Here is a 19,725-nt window from a genome sequence, read left to right as displayed (position 1 = left end):
TACGACTCGAGGTCCGCGATCACTGCGCGCAGAGCCTCGGGGTCGGGGTACTCGGGCTGCTGCGCCGCGGGCAGGTCTCGCCAGGTGTTGCCAGCGCTCGCGCTGGTCTTAGCGTTCACGGTCACGACCTCAACACTACGGGGTCGCACCGCGTCCCCCTGCCGTGTGCCCAGGAAATGAGACGCGGAGTACGCCCTGCGGACGCCACGGAGATCGGGGAGCGGCGCGCGGGCATGCGGTAGGCTGCGGCACATGTTCGCGCACTCGACCCAGAACTGGTGGTGGACCGCTTCTCCGGCGGCCCACTGACTGCGCGTACGCAAGACTTCGCGAAGGCCGCCCGAGGGGCGGCCTTCGGTGTTTTCGCGACCAGGGGCCGTTCCTCTCCTCGAGAGACCGAGAAGGACACGGACCCATGGCACTGCCCGATCTGCGTGACCTGCCCGCCGACCCCCGCCCGTTCGCCCTGCTGCGCCGCCGCACACCCGGCCGCGACCACGACACCGTGGAACTGCTGCTCGGCCCGGTCACGGCACGCGACCGGCTCGCCGACCTGCCCGACGAGGGACTGGCGCTCGTCCCCTTCCGCCAGATCCGCGAACGCGGCTTCGACGTCCGTGACGACGGCACGCCGCTGCTGGTGCTGACGCCCGAGGAGCGGTACGAGATCCCGCTCGCCGAGGCCCTCGACCGGCTCCCCGCGCACGACGTCCGCGTCGAGGGCGGCGGGTTCGACGTCGGCGACGAGGAGTACGCGCGGATCGTCGGACGGGTGCTGGACGAGGAGATCGGGCGGGGCGAGGGCGCGAACTTCGTGATCCGGCGGACGTACGAGGGCAGGATCCCGGGATTCGGCCGGGCCGACGCGCTGGCGCTGTTCCGGCGGCTGCTGGAGGGCGAGCGGGGCGCGTACTGGACGTTCGTGGTGCACACCGGGGACCGGACGCTGGTCGGCGCGAGTCCCGAGGTGCACGTGCGGATGTCCGGCGGGACCGTGGTGATGAACCCGATCAGCGGGACCTACCGCTATCCCGCCGAGGGGCCGACCCCCGAGCACCTGCTGCGCTTCCTCGCCGACGGCAAGGAGATCGAGGAGCTGTCGATGGTGGTCGACGAGGAGCTCAAGATGATGTGCACCGTCGGCGACATGGGCGGCGTGGTCGTCGGGCCGCGGCTGAAGGAGATGGCGCACCTCGCGCACACCGAGTACGAGCTGCGCGGCCGGTCCTCGCTGGACGCGCGGGAGGTGCTGAAGGAGACCATGTTCGCGGCGACGGTCACCGGCTCGCCGGTGCAGAACGCCTGCCGGGTCATCGAGCGGCACGAGGTCGGGGGCCGCGGCTACTACGCGGGGGCGCTGGCGCTGTTCGGGCGGTACACGGACGGCGGGCGGGAAGGATCCGCCGGGGCCCAGACCCTCGACTCCCCCATCCTCATCCGTACCGCCGACATCGACGCCGCCGGGCGGCTGCGGGTGCCGGTGGGAGCCACGCTGGTGCGGGGCTCGGACCCGGCCGGCGAGGTCGCGGAGACGCACGCCAAGGCGGCAGGAGTACTGGCCGCCCTCGGCGTACGTCCGTCCCGGCCGCGCGAGGACGCCGAGCGGCCGGGGCTGGCCGACGACCCGCGGGTGCGCGCGGCCCTCGACGGGCGCCGGGCCGCGCTGGCCCCCTTCTGGCTGCGGATGCAGGAGCCGTCGGACGCGCTCCAGGGGCATGCCCTGGTCGTCGACGGTGAGGACACCTTCACGGCGATGCTCGCGCACGTGCTGCGCTCCGGCGGCCTGGAGGTCACCGTGCGCCGGTACGACGAGCTGGGGCTGCGGGAGGCGGTGCTCGGGCACGAGGGACCGGTGGTGCTCGGCCCCGGCCCCGGCGACCCGGCCGACACCGCCGACCCCAAGATGCGCTTCCTGCGCGCACTGACCGCCGACGTGATCAGGGCGGGCCGGCACGGCGTCCTGGGCGTCTGCCTGGGGCACGAGCTGATCGCGGCTGAGCTGGGGCTGGACATCGTCCGCAAGGAGGTGCCGTACCAGGGCGCGCAGACGCAGATCGAGCTGTTCGGGCGGCCGGAGACCGTCGGCTTCTACAACAGCTTCGTGGCGCGCTGCGAGGACGACGCGGCCGGTGAGCTGGCCGCGCACGGCGTCGAGGTCAGCCGCGCGGCGAACGGCGAGGTGCACGCGCTGCGCGGCCCCGGCTTCGCCTCCGTGCAGTTCCACCCGGAGTCGGTGCTGACGCTGGACGGCGCTGCGATCGTGCGCCGGCTGGTCGGTCAGCTGCGCGGGACGAGCACGTTCTCCGAGCAGCGGCCCGCCCGGTAGTCGACGACGTTCTGCACCGTGGCGTCGACGATCTGGCCGACGGCGTCCTCGGTGTAGTACGCCTGGTGCGAGGTGACCAGGACGTTCGGGAAGGTGACGAGGCGGGCGAGGGTGTCGTCCTCGACGGCCTCCAGGGACTTGTCGAGGAAGAACAGGCCCGCCTCCGCCTCGTACACGTCCAGGCCCACGCCCGTGAAGCGGCCCGCGCGCAGCTCCCCGACGAGGGCGGCGGTGTCGATCAGACCGCCGCGGCTGGAGTTGACCAGGATCGCGTCGTCCCGCATCGCCTTCAGGGCGCCGGCGTCGATGAGGTGGCGGGTCTCGGGCATCAGCGGGACGTGCAGGGTGATCAGGTCGGACTCGGCGAGCAGCCGGTCCTTGGGGACGTAGCGCATGCCGAGTTCCGTGCAGGCGGGGTTCTCGGCGATGTCCCAGCCGAGCAGCCGCATGCCGAAGCCGCGGGCGATCCGGGCGAACGCCTCGCCGATCTTGCCGGTGCCGAGGACGCCCGCGGTGCGGCCGTGCATGTCGCGGCCCATCAGTCCCTGCAGACGGAAGTCGAAGTCGCGGGTGCGGGTGGAGGCCCGCACGATCCGGCGGTTGACCGCCATGGCCAGCGCCCAGGCGAACTCGGCGACGGAGTAGGGCGAGTAGTACGACACCCGGGCGACGGTCATGCCGAGGCGTTCGGCCGTCGTCAGGTCGATGTTGTTGAAGCCCGTGGAGCGCTGGGCCACCATCCGGGTGCCGCCGGCCGCGAGGATCTCCAGGACGCCCGCGCCGAGGTCGGCGTTGACGCTGGACGAGACGACCTCGTGGCCGGCAGCGATGGGAGCGGTGTCCTCGTTGAGGAAGACGTCCAGACAGCGGACGGCGTACCGGTCGCGGAACGCCTGCTCGATCAGGGGCTTCTCGTCGGCTTGCACTCCGAAGGCGAGGATCTCCACGGCCGCTCCCGCATCGCTGGGCTCTGCGCCGGACACACGCGCAGCATACGGCGCGCGACACGGCGGTGCCGGTCAGCCGAAGAAGACCCCGACCTCCTCGTACAGCCGGGGGTCGACGGTCTTCAGCCGCGCCGTGGCCTCGGCGATCGGGACACGGACGATGTCCGTACCGCGCAGGGCGACCATGGTGCCGAAGTCGCCGTCGCGGACGCAGTCGATGGCGTGCAGTCCGAAGCGGGTGGCGAGCCAGCGGTCGAAGGCACTGGGCGTGCCACCGCGCTGGACATGGCCCAGGACGGTCGTCCGGGCCTCCTTGCCCGTGCGCTTCTCGATCTCCTTCGCCAGCCACTCCCCCACCCCGGACAGCCGCACGTGCCCGAAGGAGTCCAGCGACCCGTCCTTGAGCACCATGTCCCCGTCCCGCGGCATCGCCCCTTCGGCGACGACCACGATCGGGGCGTACGACGCCCGGAACCGTGAGGTCACCCAGGCGCACACCTGATCGGTGTCGAAGCGCTGCTCGGGGATGAGGATGACGTTGGCGCCGCCGGCCAGGCCCGAGTGGAGCGCGATCCAGCCGGCGTGCCGGCCCATGACCTCCACGACCAGGACCCGCATGTGCGACTCGGCCGTGGTGTGCAGCCGGTCGATGGCCTCGGTCGCGATGCCGACCGCCGTGTCGAAGCCGAAGGTGTAGTCCGTGGCGGACAGGTCGTTGTCTATCGTCTTGGGCACGCCGACGCAGGGCACGCCGTACTCGTCGGCGAGGCGGGTGGCGACGCCGAGGGTGTCCTCGCCGCCGATCGTGATCAGGGCCTCGACGTCGAGCTCGGCGAGGTTGTCCTTGATGCGCCGGATGCCGTGCTCGTGCTGGAGCGGATTGGTGCGCGAGGAGCCGAGGACGGTGCCGCCGCGGGGCAGGATGCCCCGGACGGCCGGTATGTCGAGGCGGACGGTGTCGCCCTCCAGGGGGCCTCGCCAGCCGTCCCGGAAGCCGACGAAGTCGTAGCCGTACTCCTGTACGCCCTTGCGGACGATGGCCCGGATGACGGCGTTGAGCCCGGGGCAGTCGCCGCCTCCGGTCAGTACTCCGACCCGCATGGAAATGTCCCTTCGCCGCGGTTGCCGTGTGCCGTGCTGTGCCGTTGACCGAACGCTAATGGTGATCCAGGTCACTTCGGCATGGCCGGGAAGGGCAATTCCGGGGAAACGTCCGCGGGTCGGCGGCCGGGCGGGGGCTTTGCCGCCCCTTCCGGCTCACTCCTCGTCGAGGCCGCGTTCTATCGCGTACCGCACCAGCTCCACCCGGTTGTGCAGCTGGAGCTTGCCGAGGGTGTTCTGGACGTGGTTCTGCACGGTGCGGTGGGAGATCACGAGGCGTTCGGCGATCTGCTTGTAGCTCAGGCCCTTGGCGACCAGGCGCAGCACCTCGGTCTCGCGGTCGGTGAGCCGGGGCGCCCCCGGCTCACCGGTCCCCTGGGCGGGAACCGGTTCGGAGGCGAGGCGGCGGTACTCGCCGAGGACCAGTCCGGCGAGCCCGGGGGTGAAGACCGGGTCGCCGGCGGCCGTGCGGCGCACCGCGTCCTGCAGTTCCCGGGTGGAGGCCGACTTCAGCAGATAACCGGTCGCGCCGGACTTCACCGCCTCCAGCACGTCGGCGTGCTCCCCGCTCGCCGACAGCACGAGGACGCGCACCTTCGGGTCGGCGCCGACGACCTCCTTGCAGACCTGGACACCGGGCTTGCCGGGCAGGTTGAGGTCGAGCACGAGCACGTCGGGCGCGGCGGCCCGGGCCCGGCGCACGGCCTGCTCGCCGTCGCCGGCGGTGGCCACCACCTCGAATCCGGACTCGGCCAGGTCACGGGCGACGGCGTCACGCCACATCGGGTGGTCGTCGACCACCATGACCTTGATCGGGTCCTGTCGCTCACTCATGGTCCGCCGCCTTCCCCCGTGCGCTGCCGGTTTCCTTCGGTGCCTTCGACGGCTTCGACGCCGTCCGTGTCTTCGGTGCCCTCAGTTCGACCTCGGTGCCCTGCCCGGGCACCGAGATCAGCTCGGCCGTGCCGCCGAGGTCGCGCAGCCGGCCCCGGATCGACAGGGCGACGCCGAGCCTCCCCTCGCCCTCGGCCTCGGCGAGCCGCCCCTCGGGGATGCCGGGACCGTCGTCGCGCACGGTGACGATCACCTCGTCCGGCTCGTCCTCGACCAGGATCCACGCGCGCGCGTCCTCACCCGCGTGTCTGCGGACGTTGTCCAGGGCGGCCCCGACGGCCGCGGCGACCTCCCGTGCCGCGGCCGGAGCCAGCAGGACCGGCGCCCCCGGCTCGGCGAGGTTCACGCGCGCGCCGGCGTACGGGGCGAGCAGGGAGCGCAGATCGACGGGCCCGTCCCGGCCGTCCGCCTCCGGTTCCTCCACCGCCCTGACGACGGCTCCCTCGGCGGCGTCCTCCGACACCCGGGACACGGGCACCAGGCCGCCGGAGACCAGGGTGCGCAGCGCCACCTCCTGCTCGCCCGCCATCCGGCCCAGCTCGGCCGCCTCGCCGCCGATGACGGCGCCGCGCCGCTGCACCATCGCCAGTACCTGAAGGACGCTGTCGTGGATGTCCCGGGCGAGCCGCTCCCGCTCCCTCGTCGCCGCCTCGATCTCCAGGGCGCGGGCGAGGGTGCGCTCGGAGGCACGGGCGACCTCGACGACGTAGCCGATGGCGATGGAGGCGACCCAGACGAGGATCACGTTGTGGACGGTGTCGCGGGCCGGGGTGCCGCGTTCGACCAGGTTGGCGACGGCGACGAGCGTGGAGGCGAGGGCCGCCCAGCGCCAGCCGCCTTTGATCGCGAAGGCCAGGACGGAACCGGCGGTCCATATCGACGGCATGGTCGGGCCGCCGTCCATGACCCGCTGGTGGGCGTCGGCGACCGGGGTGAGCAGGATGCCGGTGAGCGCGATGGTGAGGTCGACGGCGAGGAACCGCTTGGTGCAGCGGGCCGCGCTCGCGACCCTGGGCAGGGTGGCGAGGGTCCAGACGGCCAGGACGGCGTAGTAGGCCACGGCGAGCCAGGGGCGGACGAACTCCTCGTAGGCGGTGGCGAAGAGGCCGATCGCGTACAGCATGGTGAGGACGCGGTAGGCCGTGAGCGCACGCCACAGCGGCTGCTCGACCGACATCCTCATGACTCGCTCGCGCCTGGCCATGTCCCCCCTGTTTCGTCCGGTCGTTCGCCTCCGGGCGCCTCAGCCGGTGGACGGAGCGGGACGCTGCCCGGCCCGTCCGGCCTCCCCGCGGTCGCGCTCTCCCCACCGGCGCGCCCTGCGGCTCACTGCTCCGGCCGCTCCCGCTCCGCCGCCTTCTCCTTCGCGGCCTGTTCCTTCTCGGCCTGGGCGAGCGCGGCCCTCGCCGCCTTGCCCGCCTCCTTCTCGGCCTTCGCCGCCTCCGCGATCTGCCGCTTCATGGCGGTCGCGTACATGTCGACGTACTCCTGGCCGGAGAGCTTCATGATCTCGTACATGACCTCGTCGGTCACCGCGCGCAGGACGAACCGGTCGTGCTCCATGCCCTGGTAGCGGGTGAAGTCCAGGGGCTTGCCGATGCGGATGCCCGGCCGCATCAGCTTCGGCATCACCTTCCCCGGCGGCTGGATCTTCTCCGTGTCGATCATGGCGACGGGGATGACGGGCGCGCCGGTGGCGAGCGCCACGCGCGCGAGGCCGCCCGGCTTGCCGCGGTAGAGGCGGCCGTCGGGCGAGCGGGTGCCCTCGGGGTAGATGCCGAACAGCTCACCGCGCTCCAGAACCTCGATGCCGCTCTTGATCGCGGCCTCGCCGGCGCCGCGCGCGCCGGAGCGGTCCACCGGGAGCTGGCCGACGCCCTTGAAGAACGCGGCGGTCAGCCGGCCCTTCACCCCCGGGGTGTTGAAGTACTCGGCCTTGGCGATGAAGGTGACCTTGCGGTCGAGGACGGCCGGCAGGAAGAACGAGTCGGAGAACGACAGGTGGTTGCTCGCCAGAATGGCGGGGCCCTCGGCCGGGACGTGCTCCAGGCCCTCCACCCAGGGCCGGAAGGCGAGCTTCAGCGAACCCCCGACGGTGACCTTCATCGCGCCGTACAACAACCGAGTGCCTCCTGTGTCTATGACTCAGACCTTATCCCGGTGGAGCGCCAATGGCCCCGACGGCCCTGGTCGGTGTCAGTGCGGTCGCGTACGGTGAAGTACCTGCGACCGACGCGGCGCCCCGCGGACGGCGCAGCAGAGCCTTCACGATCAGACGTGCCAGCCCCTTCACGAACAGGAGACCGAAAGGTGCCGGTCCTCCCTGGAGCCGAGCCGTTCCGCCATGAGGGCGGGGAGGTCGGCGTCCTCCTCTGTCACGGCTTCACCGGTTCCCCTCAGTCGCTGCGCCCCTGGGCGGAGCACCTCGCCGAGCACGGCATGACCGTCTCCCTGCCGCTGCTGCCCGGGCACGGCACGCGCTGGGAGGACATGCAGGTCACCGGCTGGCAGGACTGGTACGCGGAGGTGGACCGCGAGCTGCGCACGCTCGGCGAGCGCTGCGGGCGGGTGTTCGTGGCCGGGCTGTCCATGGGCGGCGCCCTGGCACTGCGGCTGGCCGCCAAGCACGGGGACGCGGTCTCGGGCGTCGTGGTCGTCAATCCGGCGAACAGGGTGCACGGCCTGTCCGCGTACGCCCTTCCGGTGGCCCGGCACCTCGTCCGGACGACGAAGGGCATCGCCAGCGACATCGCCAAGCCCGGCTCCTCGGAACTCGGCTACGACCGGGTGCCGCTGCACGCGGCGCACTCCCTGCGCACCTTCTTCCGCCGCCTCGACGGTGAGCTGCCGCAGGTCACACAGCCGCTGCTGCTCCTGCGCAGCCCCCAGGACCACGTGGTGCCACCGGCCGACTCCGCCCGCATCCTCGGCCGGGTCTCGTCGACGGACGTGACGGAGATCCTGCTGGAACAGAGCTATCACGTCGCGACGTTGGACCATGACGCGCACCGGATCCTGCAGGAGAGCGTCTCCTTCATCGACCGGCTCGCGCCCGGCCTGGTCAAGGACCCCGGCCCGGTCAAGGAACCCGACCCGGTCACGGAGCCCGGGCTCGGCAAGGAAGGGACGGTCGCAGGTGGCTGAGCACGACGCCGACCGCGAGGACCGCGAGGACCGGGAGAAGCGCGACCCGGAGGAGCAGGGCGTGCCGTTCGACGAGGAGGCCGCCTGGGCCGCGATCGTCGCCGGGTACGGGGAGGAGCCGCCGGACCCGCCGGGTGCCAAGCCGTTCAAGTCGGTGGAGGACCTGGCGCTGCTGGAGGCCGAGACGAACGACGAGAGACCCGACGCGGACCGGCCGGACGCGGGCTCCGGGGAGGCCGGCCCCGCCTCGGCCCGGCCGCTCGGCAGCTCCGTGGCCTTCGCCCCCGGTGTCGGCCCGCGTGACCACACCCCGCCCGAGCCCTCCGACGACGACTTCGACGAGGACGACGAGGGCCACTTCGTGCCGCCCGAGCCGCCGCCGCTGCCCGAGGGCGACACCACGGCCAAGTTCGCCTGGCTGGGCGTCCTGGGCGGTCCCGTCCTGCTGCTGCTGGCGATCCTGCTGGGCTGGGACATGACCTGGTGGCTGACGACCCTGAGCATCGGCGGCTTCATCGGCGGCTTCGCCACGCTGGTGATGCGGATGCGCCCGGGCGACGAGGACGACGACGACCCGGGCCGGGGCGCGGTGGTCTGACCCTTCCGGGACGCGCGCGGCGGGGCCCCGGAGCTGTCCGGCGAGCCCGGGGGCCCGCCCGGCACGATCCGCGCGGTGCGGCGCTGCACCCGGGAGCTGGGACCGGCACGACGGCACACCGGGGACAGCGGCGGGAGCCGAGCCGCGACGAGGCTGTGCACCCGGAGCGAGCACTCCCCGGCGAACCCCCCGGCCCGCCCGACGCGACCCAAGCCGTGCGGCGCAACACCCGGAAGGCCCGGACCGGCACGACGGCACACCAGGGACCGCGGCGGGAGCCGGGCCGCGAAGCCGGATGCCGGGGTGGCGCCCTGCGGGCTACGCGGCGGGGATTTTCAGGGCGGCCAGGACCGGGAGGTGGTCGGTGGCCGCCCTCAGGTCTTCCTCGGTGACCCCCGGATGGCCGACCGGGACCCCGCAGCCCAGCACCTCGACCCCCTTCGTGACGAAGAGGGCGTCGATGCGCTGGTGCGGGTCGGCCGGGGTCGAGGTGTACTCGCCGCCCCAGGGAGCGGTGGCCCGGCAGTCCCGCAGCCCCTCGGCGAGCCGCCGGAAGGTGGGGCCGCTGGGCCGCTCGTTCAGGTCACCGCCCACGACCGCGTGCTCCACTCCCATCGCGGCCAGCCGGTCCAGAAGCATGCCGCCCTGCTCGTACCGCTCGTCCTTCTGCAGCGACAGGTGACAGCTCAGGACGCCGAGCCGGGCACCGCCGAAGCGGACCACGGCGGTGGCGAAGCCGCGGCGGTGCAGGCCGGGGGTGAGTGGGAGCAGCGTGTCCTCCGTGCGCTCGACCGTGGCCCGCAGGGAGCACAGCAGCGCCGGCCCGGCGGCCGTCGCACCGCCGGAGAGGATCACCTGCCCGGACGCGGCGGCCAGCCGCGCGAGCTTCTTGCGCCAGCGGAAGAAGCGGGGGGCTTCCTGCAGCAGGACCAGGTCGGGGGCGCAGGCGCCGATCACCCGGGCGAGGGCGGCGGTGTCGTCGCGCATCGAGCGGATGTTGTAGCTGAGGACCCGGACGACGGCGGAACCGTCGGGTTCGGTACGGGAGTCGGGAAGCAGCGGGGGCGGCGTCGTCTCCATGCCGATCAAGATACGCCGCGCCCGCCGTCCCTCGTGAGGGCGGCGGGCGCGGCGTACGAACGACCGGGTGCGCGGGAGCACGGTCGGCGCTACATGATCGGGTCGGGCTCCCGGGCCAGGTCGGCCGCGCCCACGAGGCCGGCCTTGTTGCCGAGCTGGGCGGCGATCACGTCGGCGACCGGACGCCAGTGGGCGCCGACCAGCCAGCGCTTGTACGACTTGCGGATCGGGTCGAGGACCAGGTCGCCCTCGTCCGAGAGGCCGCCGCCGACGATGAACGCGGAGGGGTCGAAGAGCGAGGCGAGGTCGGCGAGGCCGGCGCCGGCCCAGCGGGCCAGCTCGCGGTAGGAGTCCACGGCGACCGGGTCGCCCTGCCGGGCGGCCATGGAGATGTGCTTGCCCTCGATGCCGTCGGGGGTGCCGTCACCGAGCGAGAGCAGCACCTCGGCGCGCTCCGGGGTGGCGTTGGCACGCTGCTTGGCGTAGCGCACGAGGGCGCGGCCGGAGGCGTACTGCTCCCAGCAGCCCTGCGAGCCGCACCCGCACAGCAGGCCGTCCGGCACCATGCGGATGTGGCCGAACTCGGCGGCCACGCCGAAGTGGCCGCGGCGCAGCTTGTTGCCGATGATGATGCCGCCGCCGAGGCCGGTGCCGAGGGTGATGCAGATGACGTTGCGGTGGCCCTTGCCCGCGCCGAACTTGTACTCGCCCCAGGCGGCGGCGTTGGCGTCGTTCTCCACGACGACCGGGAGGCCGACTCGGGCCTCGACCTTCTCCTTGAGCGGCTCGTTGCGCCAGTCGATGTTGGGCGCGAAGTAGACCTCGGAGCGCTGGCGGTTGACGTAGCCGGCGGCGCCGATGCCCACGCCGACGATCTCGTGCCCCGCGCGTGCACCCTCCACCGCCGAGGCGATGGCGTCCACGATGGCCTCGGGTGTGGTGGGGGTCGGCACCTTGAAGGTCGAGAGGATGTTGCCTTCCTCGTCGACCACGCCGGCCGCGATCTTCGTGCCGCCGATGTCGACGCCGATGGTGAGTCCCATGAATCCCTCAGTTTCGGTCGAGCCCCGCTACGGCCAACCGTACCCGAGGGGAGTGTCAGTCCAAGTCGATGCGTTGGCCGGGACCGGTGCCCTCGTCGCCCTCGTCGCCTTCGTCGTGGCGTTCGTCCAGGTCGCGCGGATCGCGGTCCCCGGTGGTCCAGCGACGCTCCTGGTTCTGGACGGCGGAGCGGTAGGCGGCGAGCAGTTCGCCGCCGGCCGCCGCGAGGTGGTCGAAGACGTCCGGGTTGCGCTCGATGACGGGTTCGACGGCGGCCTTGGCCTGTTGGACGACCTGCCGGACCACCTGCTGGGCGGCGGGCCCGGCGACCGCGCCGAAGAGCGGGGACTGCAGGCTGGACAGCTTGTCCGCGACGGTGTCGACCAGCCGGCGCAGTTCCTCGGCGGCCGACCCGGGGGGCGGACCGTACTGGGTGCGTCGGCGGGCCTTCTCCGCCTCCAGGTCCTCGGCGCAGGCCGTGGCCCAGGCGTCGGCGTCGCTCGCCCGCACCTCGTCGACCGCGTCGTCGCGAGCGGACTCGGACGGGGGGAGCTCTTCGCTCATGACGGACTCCTGACTACGGTTCGTCCCTACGACGTTACCCGAACGGGCCGAGGCGGTTCACCGGGTCCGGGGCCACAGCTGCGGGTCGGGCGCGAACCGGACGCTCAGCTCTCCCTCGCGCAGGGCGGCGCCGTCGACGGTGCAGCGGCGCAGCGCGGACGGCAGCGGCACGATCCGGCGGAACGGCCCGGCGGCGACGACCAGTTCGTCACCGCGCCGGACGAGGTCCAGGTCGTCGCGTATGGCGCCGGGCAGCGGGATGTGCCAGACGAGCACGCCGTCCCCGGCCAGCCGGTCGGTGACGGGCCACTCCACGGGGGAGGCGGCCGGACTGACGCCCGGCGCGTCCAGGGCCGCGAGGTCGTCCGCGCCCCGCGGGTCGCGCCCCAGGTGGGCCACGGTGCGGACGTCGTAGGCGCCCTGCCACTCCTCCAGGGTCTTGCGCTGCTGGGCGACGGGACCGGCGAGCCAGCTGTCCGCGGGGGCGTCCTCGGGCAGTACCCGGTTGGCGATCAGCAGGTCGGGGCGCAGCCCGCGCAGGGCGAGGCCGAGCGTGGCGGCGCGGACGGCGTCGGCACCGGCCGGGCCGGGCTCGGCGACCAGCCGTACGACGGTGTTCCGGTCGGCGACGACGGCCTCGGCGGCGGCGAGTTCCAGGTCCCAGCGGGCGGCGGCCTCGTAGAGACCCTCGGCGGGCAGGGGGACCCCGGCGAGCCGGCCGAGGACGGGACGCAGGGCGCGGGCCGCCTGCCGCTCGGGCGGGAGCAGGCGGCGCAGGTAGCGGCGCAGTTCCTCGGGCAGCGCGAGCAGGGCGAGGGCGCGGGGGGCGGGCGGGAGGTCGACGACGAGGAGGTCGTGCGCCTCGGCGAGGGCGGCGTCCCGCAGGGCGCGCAGCAGGGCGAGTTCCTCGGCGCCCGGCAGGGGGGTGAGTTCCTCGGGGTCGAGCCGGGCGGCGCCGAGGAGGTCGAGGACGGAGGAGGCGCGGTCCTGGAGGGCGGCGAGGTCGTCCCGGAACCCCTGGGCGGGGTCGGGCCGCCAGGCGGTGAGGTTCGGCTCGACAAGGGTGGGGGCGGGGCCCGTGCTCACCCCGAGCGCGGCGCCGAGGGTGTCGTCGCGGTCGCCGCCGAGGACGAGGGTGCGGGTGCCCGCACGGGCGGCGGCGAGCGCGGTGGCGGCCGCGACGGTCGTGCGACCGCTGCCGCCGGGGCCCGTGATCAGGATGGTGCGCATGAGGCTGAACGGTACCTGCGCAGGCGGTTCGTAAACCGCCGTCACTCCTCGGCGGGACGGGCGTGCCCCCGCGGCGGGCCGCCCGGGAAGCCCCCGCGGTCACGCGCGTCGCCGGTGTACGGCAGCGGTGCGCCCGGGCGTGCCGCCCCCGGCCCCGGGGCGACGGCGCCCGCGGCGACCGTCCGCCGACGACGGCGTGCGGTGCGCCCGGAGGGCTACTTCGCCCCCGACTCCACGCGCTTCTTCAGCCCCGCCAGGGCCCGGTCGATGATGACCTTCTCGGCCTTCCGCTTGATCATGCCGAGCATGGGGATCTTGACGTCGACGGTGAGCCGGTAGGTGACCTCGGTGCCCGTTCCCGCGGGCTTGAGCAGGTAGGACCCGTCGAGCGAGCGCAGCATCTGCGACTTCACCAGCGTCCACGACACCTCGTGCGCCCCGGTCCAGGTGTACGCCAGGGTCTGGTCGTCCTTGATCGCTCCGGCGTCCATGACCAGCCGGACCTGCTCGGCGCGCCCCTGCGCGTCGGCCGCGAGGACCTCGGCCTCCTTCACCTCACCGGTCCAGTCCGGATAGCGGGCGAAGTCGGCGATCACCTCCATGACGTCGGCCGGTGCCGCCTCGATCGTGATGCTCGAGCTGGTGTGTTCCGCCATCGCCGTGGCTCCTCCAGATGCGGGCCGGTACTGAGGTCGTCGTGCGCACGTGTGTGCAGCGTGAAGGCTACCGCGCACGGGCACGGCCGATGTCACCCCCTACCTGCGCAACTCCGGCGAACTCCGGCCGGGCGGCTCACCACTGGAGCGCCCACGGCTTCCCGGTCGACGCGAAGTGGCCGACGTTCACGCACTCGGTCGCCCCGATCCGCATCCGGCGCACCAGCGGCTGGTGCACATGCCCGAACAGCGCGTACCGGGGCCGGGTCCGCCGGATGGCGTCCAGCAGCGCCCGGCTGCCCCGTTCGAAGCGCCGTGCCACCGTGTCGTAGACCAGTTCCGGCACTTCCGGCGGGATGTGCGTGCAGAGCACGTCCACCTCGCCGACGGCCTCGATCTTCGCGGCGTACTCCTCGTCGCCGATCTCGTACGGCGTCCGCATCGGCGTGCGCAGGCCCCCGCCGACGAAGCCGAAGACCCGCCCGCCGATCTCCACCCGCTCCCCGTCGAGCACAGTGGTGCCGGGGCCGACGTACTCCTGCCACAGTGGCGGCATGTCGACATTGCCGTAGGTGGCGTACGTCGGCGTCGGGAACGCGGCGAACAGCTCGGCGTACTGCTTGCGCACGGCCTTCTCGATCAGCGCGGCCCGGTCCCCCTCGACGCCCGCCCACAACCGGGCCCCGAACTCCCGCGCTTCGGTGAACCGCCGGGCGGTGCGCAGCTCGACGATGCGGTCGGCGTTCGCGACGCCGAAGAGGTCGGGGAAGATGCCGCGCGAGTGGTCGGCGTAGTCGAGGAAGAGGACGAGGTCCCCGAGGCAGATCAGGGCGTCGGCACCCTCGCCGGCTCGGGCCAGGTCACGGGCGTTGCCGTGCACGTCGCTGACCACATGGACACGCGTTGTCGGGTTACCGGCCGGTGTGGATGCCATGGCGATCAAGCGTAAGTGTGTGCGGCACGCGTGAACAGTGGCGGCCGGACCTGCGGTTACTGGCTGGTTGGTTCAGGTGTCGACTACTGTGCGCGAAGGAAACCCCATCCGTGTGACGCAGCGAACATCTCGCGGGGACCCCCTGTCGGAGAAGCCATACCGGCGGGTAACGTCCGGGCAGTCCAGTCGTGCTCAGGTTTTCAACATGTTCCGCATGTGAATCCGCGAGCACTTGCCCGAGCCATGGACCGCACCGTCGCATCACACAACGTCGTGGCGCCGGCGCCCTATGAGGAGCAGCAGTCTTGCGCGAGTTCAGCCTTCCGGCTTTGTACGAGGTCCCTGCAGACGGCAATCTGACCGACATCGTCCGCAGAAACGCCGCGCAGCATCCCGACGTCGCCGTCATCGCCCGCAAGGTGGGCGGTGCCTGGCAGGACGTGACCGCACGGGCCTTCCTCGCCGAGGTGCACGCCGCCGCCAAGGGCCTGATCGCGGCCGGTGTCCAGCCCGGCGACCGGGTCGGCCTGATGTCCCGGACCCGCTACGAGTGGACCCTGCTCGACTTCGCGATCTGGAGCGCGGGCGCGATCACCGTGCCGGTGTACGAGACCAGTTCGCCCGAGCAGGTGCGGTGGATCCTCAGCGACTCGGGCGCGACCGCCTGCGTCGTGGAGTCGGCCGGGCACGCCGCCGCCGTGGAGTCGGTGCGCGAGCAGCTGCCCGCGCTCAAGCACGTCTGGCAGATCGAGGCCGGCGCCGTGGACGAACTGGGGCGCCTCGGGCAGGACGTCACCGACGAGACGGTCGAGGAGCGCAGCTCCATCGCGAAGGCCGACGACCCGGCGACCATCGTCTACACCTCCGGCACCACCGGCCGGCCCAAGGGCTGTGTGCTCACCCACCGCAGCTTCTTCGCCGAGTGCGGCAACGTCGTCGAGCGGCTGCGCCCGCTGTTCCGCACGGGCGAGTGCTCCGTCCTCCTCTTCCTGCCCCTCGCGCACGTCTTCGGGCGCCTCGTCCAGGTCGCGCCGATGATCGCGCCGATCAAGCTCGGCTGCGTCCCGGACATCAAGAACCTCACCGACGAACTGGCCGCGTTCCGGCCCACGCTGATCCTCGGCGTGCCGCGCGTCTTCGAGAAGGTGTACAACTCGGCGCGCGCCAAGGCGCAGGCCGACGGCAAGGGCAAGATCTTCGACAAGGCCGCCGACACGGCGATCGCCTACAGCAGGGCGCTGGACACCCCCTCGGGCCCGTCCCTCGGCCTGAAGGTCAAGCACAAGGTCTTCGACAAGCTCGTCTACAGCAAGCTGCGCGCGGTCCTCGGCGGGCGCGGCGAGTACGCCATCTCCGGCGGGGCCCCGCTGGGCGAGCGCCTCGGCCATTTCTTCCGCGGCATCGGCTTCACGGTGCTGGAGGGCTACGGCCTGACCGAGTCCTGCGCGGCCACCGCCTTCAACCCCTGGGACCGGCAGAAGATCGGCACGGTCGGCCAGCCGCTGCCGGGCTCGGTGGTGCGCATCGCGGACGACGGGGAGGTGCTGCTGCACGGCGAGCACCTGTTCAAGGAGTACTGGAACAACCCGACGGCCACGGCGGAGGCGCTGGCCGACGGCTGGTTCCACACCGGTGACATCGGCACCCTCGACGAGGACGGCTATCTGCGCATCACCGGCCGCAAGAAGGAGATCCTCGTGACCGCGGGCGGCAAGAACGTCGCCCCGGCCGTGATCGAGGACCGCATCCGTGCGCACGCCCTGGTCGCGGAGTGCATGGTGGTCGGCGACGGGCGGCCGTTCGTGGGTGCACTGATCACGATCGACGAGGAGTTCCTGGGCCGCTGGGCCGCCGACCACGGCAAGCCGGCCGACTCCACCCCGGCGTCGCTGCGCGAGGACCCCGACCTGCTGGCCGCGCTCCAGACGGCGATCGACGACGGCAACGCGGCGGTGTCGAAGGCCGAGTCGGTGCGCAAGTTCCGCGTCCTGTCCGCCCAGTTCACGGAGGACTCGGGCCATCTGACGCCGTCGCTGAAGCTGAAGCGGAACGTGGTGGCCAAGGACTACGCGGACGAGATCGAGGCGATCTACCAGAAGTAGCCTCACCAGGCGCGATCACGGCGCGGCCCCTCCACGAGGAGCCGCGCCGTCGTGCTTGCGCAACCGCGGGCAGTCGTGCCTCCGCGGTTCCTGAACGACCTGGGAGGTACCCCCCGGGGTGGCACAGGGGCGCGGCGGCACTCCTTCGACGCCGGCCGCCAGGCACGCCGGGCGACAGAGCGAACGCCGGATCGCCCACGCCCCACGGCGGCGTGGCCGCACGGGTCACAGCAGGGTTCTCAGGCGCTCGGCGAGCAGGTCCCAGCGCCACTTCTCCTCGACCCAGGCCCGCCCCCGCTCCCCCATCCGGCGGCGCAGCTCCGCGTCGCCGAGGAGGGTGACGATCCGGTCGGCGGCCTGCTCGGCCGAGCCGCCGCGCACCACCCAGCCGGTCTCGCCGTCGAGCACCGCGTCGGGGGCGCCACCGGAGTCGCCCGCGACGACGGGCAGCCCGGTCGCGGAGGCCTCCAGGTAGACGATCCCGAGGCCCTCGACGTCGAGTCCGCCCCGCCGGGTCCGGCACGGCATCGCGAAGACGTCCCCGGCGCCGTAGTGGGCGGGCAGCTCGGACCAGGGCACGGCGCCGGTGAAGCGGACGGAGCCGGCGACGCCGGTCTCCCGCGCCAGCCTGCGCAGGTCCTTCTCGTAGGGCCCGCCGCCGACGATCAGCAGCACGGCGTCGGGCTCGGCGGCCAGGATCCGGGGCATGGCCCGGATCAGCGTGTCCTGCCCCTTGCGCGGCACGAGCCGCGAGACGCACACCACGACCGGCCGCTCGGTCAGCCCGAGCGCGGCCCGTACCTCGTCGCCGCCCGAGTCGGGGTGGAACGTCTTCTCGTCGACGCCGGGCGGCAGCTGCACCATCCGCGCGGCCGCCTCGGGCGTCAGCGCGCCGGCGATCCGCGAACGCGTGTACTCCCCGAGGTAGGTGATCGTGTCCGTCGACTCACCGATCCGCCGCAGCAGCTGCCGGGCGGCGGGCAACTGGGCCCATCCGGCCTCGTGCCCGTGGGTCGTGGCCACGATCCGCTCGGCGCCCGCCCTCCTGAGCGCCGGCGCCATCAGCCCGAGCGGCGCCGCCGCCCCGAACCACACCGCCGTGCAGCCGTGCTCCCGCAGCAGGGACACGGCCCGCCGGGTCGCCCCGGGCGTCGGCAGCAGCATCGTCGTACGGTCCCGTACGACGGTGAAGGGCTGCTCGGCGTCGAAGGCGGCGGTGGCCTCCACGCCCTCCCGGCCGCGCTTCCAGGTGGAGGCGTAGACGACCAGCCGCTCGGGGTCCAGCCGCAGCGCCATGTTGTGCAGGAAGGCCTGGATGCCGCCCGGCCGGGGCGGGAAGTCGTTCGTCACGATCAAGGTCTTGCGCATCGGGGCCGACCCTACCGAACGGGCCGTTCGCGCCGGGTCCCGGCCGTGTCTGTGGCCCGCACACAGCTGTTCGGGACATCATGGCCCCACCGGCACGGAACGCGGACGGGCAGGGAGCACGTGGAGACGACGGACGCGAAACGGTCCTCGGCCTGGCTGCCGGCGGCCTGGGCCGCGACGCGGCTGATGCTGCTGCTGTTCGTGCTCAAGGTGTACGTCTTCCCCGGCCCGGACGTCACCAGCGACGTGTCGGTGATCTACCGGGGCTGGTACGAGGTGCTGCGCACCGGAACGTTCCCGCTGGACGACGTCACCTGGCAGTACCCGCCCGCCGCGGCCCTCGCCGTCCTGTCCCCCGCGCTGCTGCCGTTCCTCGACTACGCGACGGCCTTCTTCGTCCTGGCCTGCGCCGCCGACCTCGCCGTCCTCCTCCTGCTGCGGTACGCGGGCCGCCGCCCCGGCCGGTCGCCGCGCGGGGCCTGGGTGTGGGTGGCCGGCGTTCCGCTGCTCGGGCCGACGGTGTACGCCCGCTACGACGTGATGGTCACCGCCGTGGCGGTGGCCGCGCTGCTCGCCGCCGGCCGGCATCCCCGGGCGGCGGGGGCGCTGGCGGCGTTCGGGGCGCTGCTGAAGGTGTGGCCCGCGCTGGTGCTGCTCGGCGTCCGCGGGCGCGGCGCCTGGTCCGCCGCCGCGCTGACCGGCGTGGTGCTGGCCGGCGGATTCGCCCTGGCCGTGCCGGGGGCGTTCGCGTTCCTGACGTTCCAGCGCGACCGGGGCACCGAGGTGGAGTCGCTGGGCTCGCTCGTGCTGCACGTCGCCCGGCACTTCGGCTGGGACGGGCAGGTGCTGCTCAACTACGGCTCCGTCGAGTTCCTCGGCCCCTACGTGGGCGTGGTGAGCACCGCCGCGCTGGCGCTCACGGCGGCGGCGTTCGGCTGGCTGCTGCTGTGGCGGCTGAGGTCCTCGCGGTTCGAGGCGCACACGGCCGCCGACGCGGCGTTCGTGGCGGTGCTGATGTTCACGGTCACGAGCCGGGTGATCAGCCCCCAGTACATGGTGTGGCTGATCGGGCTCGCGGCCGTCTGCCTGTGCTTCCGGGCCGACCGCATGGGCCTGCCCGCCGCTCTGGTGCTGGCGGCGAGCCTGGTGACGGTGCTGGAGTTCCCCGTCTGGTTCGGGCACGTCGTCGCCAGTGACGCGCTCGGTGTCACCCTGCTGTTCGTCCGCAACGGACTGCTGGTGGCCGCCGCGCTCGTCGCGGCCCGGGTGCTGTGGCGCGAGACGGTCCCGCACCGAGCACCCGCCCCACCGCCCGCGACGCGGGCCGCCCACGCGGACAGGGCGCAACTCTCCCCGTGATCCGGCCTTCGTCGAACCGGTCCGGTCGCCGGTGGTCTCTCCGGCCTCGGCGGACCCGGCCGAGCGGCGCGCACCGCACACCCCACGACGCCGGCTCGGGGGCACCCGACGGCCCCGGCGCCCGCTCGTGGACCGGCACAGCCGTCGGCTTCCTCACACGCACCCCCACGGCCGCGACCGCTCCGGTCACCCGTCACGCCGGCCCGGAGGCCCACGGGGGACGTGTCCGGGCCGGGCCGACTGCCGCGCGAGACCGGCTGACGGACGAGGCGGGCGAGCGGGCGAGCCCCGGCCCACGGACGAGGCGGACACACGAGCCCACCGACGGACGAAGCGACCGACAGGACCGGCCGACAGCCGACACAGAGACACCGCCCCCCG

The 19,725-nt window shown here is 73.2% G+C and carries 19 protein-coding genes; 6 read left to right on the top strand and 13 right to left on the bottom strand.

Annotation, left to right across the window (positions count from 1 at the left end; genetic code table 11):
- A partial coding sequence (locus IE260_RS42035; RefSeq protein WP_229881405.1) for a 3-deoxy-7-phosphoheptulonate synthase occupies nt 1-125 on the bottom strand: 125 nt, incomplete at its 3' end.
- 127 nt (nt 126-252) lie between these two features.
- Between IE260_RS42035 and IE260_RS43175 the strand changes: the two genes are divergently transcribed.
- Complete coding sequence (locus IE260_RS43175; protein ID WP_071659820.1) at nt 253-309, top strand: trp operon leader peptide; 57 nt, start codon at nt 253-255, stop codon at nt 307-309.
- A 106-nt stretch (nt 310-415) separates the two neighbouring features.
- A complete protein-coding gene (locus IE260_RS29195; RefSeq protein WP_189877215.1) occupies nt 416-2,326 on the top strand; it encodes an anthranilate synthase family protein in 1,911 nt (636 codons plus the stop codon).
- Here the strand turns inward: IE260_RS29195 and IE260_RS29190 are convergent.
- From IE260_RS29190 to IE260_RS29170, 5 genes are all read right to left on the bottom strand, one after another.
- A complete protein-coding gene (locus IE260_RS29190; RefSeq protein ID WP_189877229.1) occupies nt 2,278-3,273 on the bottom strand; it encodes a 2-hydroxyacid dehydrogenase in 996 nt (331 codons plus the stop codon). The genes IE260_RS29195 and IE260_RS29190 overlap by 49 nt on opposite strands.
- Before the next feature lie 72 nt (nt 3,274-3,345).
- The gene (locus tag IE260_RS29185; protein WP_189877212.1) at nt 3,346-4,374 is read right to left on the bottom strand and encodes a 6-phosphofructokinase; all 1,029 of its coding nucleotides are present in this window, start codon (nt 4,372-4,374) and stop codon (nt 3,346-3,348) included.
- A gap of 156 nt (nt 4,375-4,530) precedes the next feature.
- Nucleotides 4,531-5,208 carry a response regulator gene (locus IE260_RS29180; protein ID WP_189877210.1) on the bottom strand — a complete coding sequence of 226 codons (678 nt, stop codon included), beginning with the start codon at nt 5,206-5,208 and terminating at the stop codon, nt 4,531-4,533.
- Nucleotides 5,201-6,472: a MacS family sensor histidine kinase gene (gene macS, locus IE260_RS29175; protein ID WP_189877208.1), complete on the bottom strand. Its 1,272-nt coding sequence runs from the start codon at nt 6,470-6,472 to the stop codon at nt 5,201-5,203. Before macS ends, IE260_RS29180 begins: the two co-directional genes overlap by 8 nt.
- A 122-nt stretch (nt 6,473-6,594) precedes the next feature.
- Entirely contained in the window at nt 6,595-7,374 is a 780-nt protein-coding gene (locus IE260_RS29170; protein ID WP_189877227.1) for a lysophospholipid acyltransferase family protein, read from the bottom strand.
- A gap of 204 nt (nt 7,375-7,578) precedes the next feature.
- Here IE260_RS29170 and IE260_RS29165 point away from each other — a divergent pair, with 204 nt between their 5' ends.
- The gene (locus IE260_RS29165) at nt 7,579-8,412 is read left to right on the top strand and encodes an alpha/beta hydrolase (protein ID WP_189877206.1); all 834 of its coding nucleotides are present in this window, start codon (nt 7,579-7,581) and stop codon (nt 8,410-8,412) included.
- Nucleotides 8,405-9,010, top strand: coding sequence for a hypothetical protein (locus tag IE260_RS29160; protein ID WP_189877204.1), 606 nt, complete (start codon nt 8,405-8,407; stop codon nt 9,008-9,010). Before IE260_RS29165 ends, IE260_RS29160 begins: the two co-directional genes overlap by 8 nt.
- Nucleotides 9,011-9,328: 318 nt before the next feature.
- Here IE260_RS29160 and IE260_RS29155 read toward each other — a convergent pair whose 3' ends face one another.
- The 6 genes from IE260_RS29155 to IE260_RS29130 all read right to left on the bottom strand — a co-directional run bounded on the left by IE260_RS29155 (nt 9,329) and on the right by IE260_RS29130 (nt 14,515).
- Nucleotides 9,329-10,090, bottom strand: a complete 762-nt coding sequence (locus IE260_RS29155; protein WP_189877202.1) for an endonuclease/exonuclease/phosphatase family protein — start codon at nt 10,088-10,090, stop codon at nt 9,329-9,331.
- A gap of 89 nt (nt 10,091-10,179) precedes the next feature.
- Entirely contained in the window at nt 10,180-11,133 is a 954-nt protein-coding gene (locus IE260_RS29150) for an ROK family glucokinase (RefSeq protein WP_189877200.1), read from the bottom strand.
- Nucleotides 11,134-11,188: 55 nt separating this feature from the next.
- Nucleotides 11,189-11,695, bottom strand: coding sequence for a DUF5304 domain-containing protein (locus IE260_RS29145; protein WP_189877199.1), 507 nt, complete (start codon nt 11,693-11,695; stop codon nt 11,189-11,191).
- A 57-nt stretch (nt 11,696-11,752) separates the two neighbouring features.
- Nucleotides 11,753-12,925, bottom strand: a complete 1,173-nt coding sequence (locus IE260_RS29140; protein WP_189877197.1) for an ArsA family ATPase — start codon at nt 12,923-12,925, stop codon at nt 11,753-11,755.
- Nucleotides 12,926-13,140: 215 nt separating this feature from the next.
- Nucleotides 13,141-13,581 (bottom strand): SRPBCC family protein, encoded by a 441-nt coding sequence (locus IE260_RS29135; protein ID WP_189877194.1) that lies wholly within the window; start codon nt 13,579-13,581, stop codon nt 13,141-13,143.
- 136 nt (nt 13,582-13,717) lie between these two features.
- Complete coding sequence (locus IE260_RS29130) at nt 13,718-14,515, bottom strand: metallophosphoesterase family protein (protein WP_189877191.1); 798 nt, start codon at nt 14,513-14,515, stop codon at nt 13,718-13,720.
- Nucleotides 14,516-14,820: 305 nt separating this feature from the next.
- Here IE260_RS29130 and IE260_RS29125 point away from each other — a divergent pair, with 305 nt between their 5' ends.
- Nucleotides 14,821-16,617 (top strand): AMP-dependent synthetase/ligase, encoded by a 1,797-nt coding sequence (locus IE260_RS29125; protein ID WP_189877189.1) that lies wholly within the window; start codon nt 14,821-14,823, stop codon nt 16,615-16,617.
- 225 nt (nt 16,618-16,842) lie between these two features.
- On the opposite strand, the gene IE260_RS29120 is transcribed toward IE260_RS29125, so the two are convergent.
- Nucleotides 16,843-17,985 carry a glycosyltransferase family 4 protein gene (locus IE260_RS29120; protein ID WP_189877187.1) on the bottom strand — a complete coding sequence of 381 codons (1,143 nt, stop codon included), beginning with the start codon at nt 17,983-17,985 and terminating at the stop codon, nt 16,843-16,845.
- Between the two features lie 120 nt (nt 17,986-18,105).
- On the opposite strand from IE260_RS29120, the gene IE260_RS29115 reads away from it, so the two are divergent.
- Nucleotides 18,106-19,344, top strand: coding sequence for a glycosyltransferase 87 family protein (locus IE260_RS29115; protein WP_189877185.1), 1,239 nt, complete (start codon nt 18,106-18,108; stop codon nt 19,342-19,344).
- Nucleotides 19,345-19,725: the final 381 nt, after the last annotated feature.

The organism is Streptomyces viridiviolaceus (genome assembly GCF_014650995.1).
Classification (GTDB): domain Bacteria; phylum Actinomycetota; class Actinomycetes; order Streptomycetales; family Streptomycetaceae; genus Streptomyces; species Streptomyces viridiviolaceus.
Note: the sequence above shows the minus strand (reverse complement) of the source record. Positions and strands in the feature narration are given on the sequence as shown.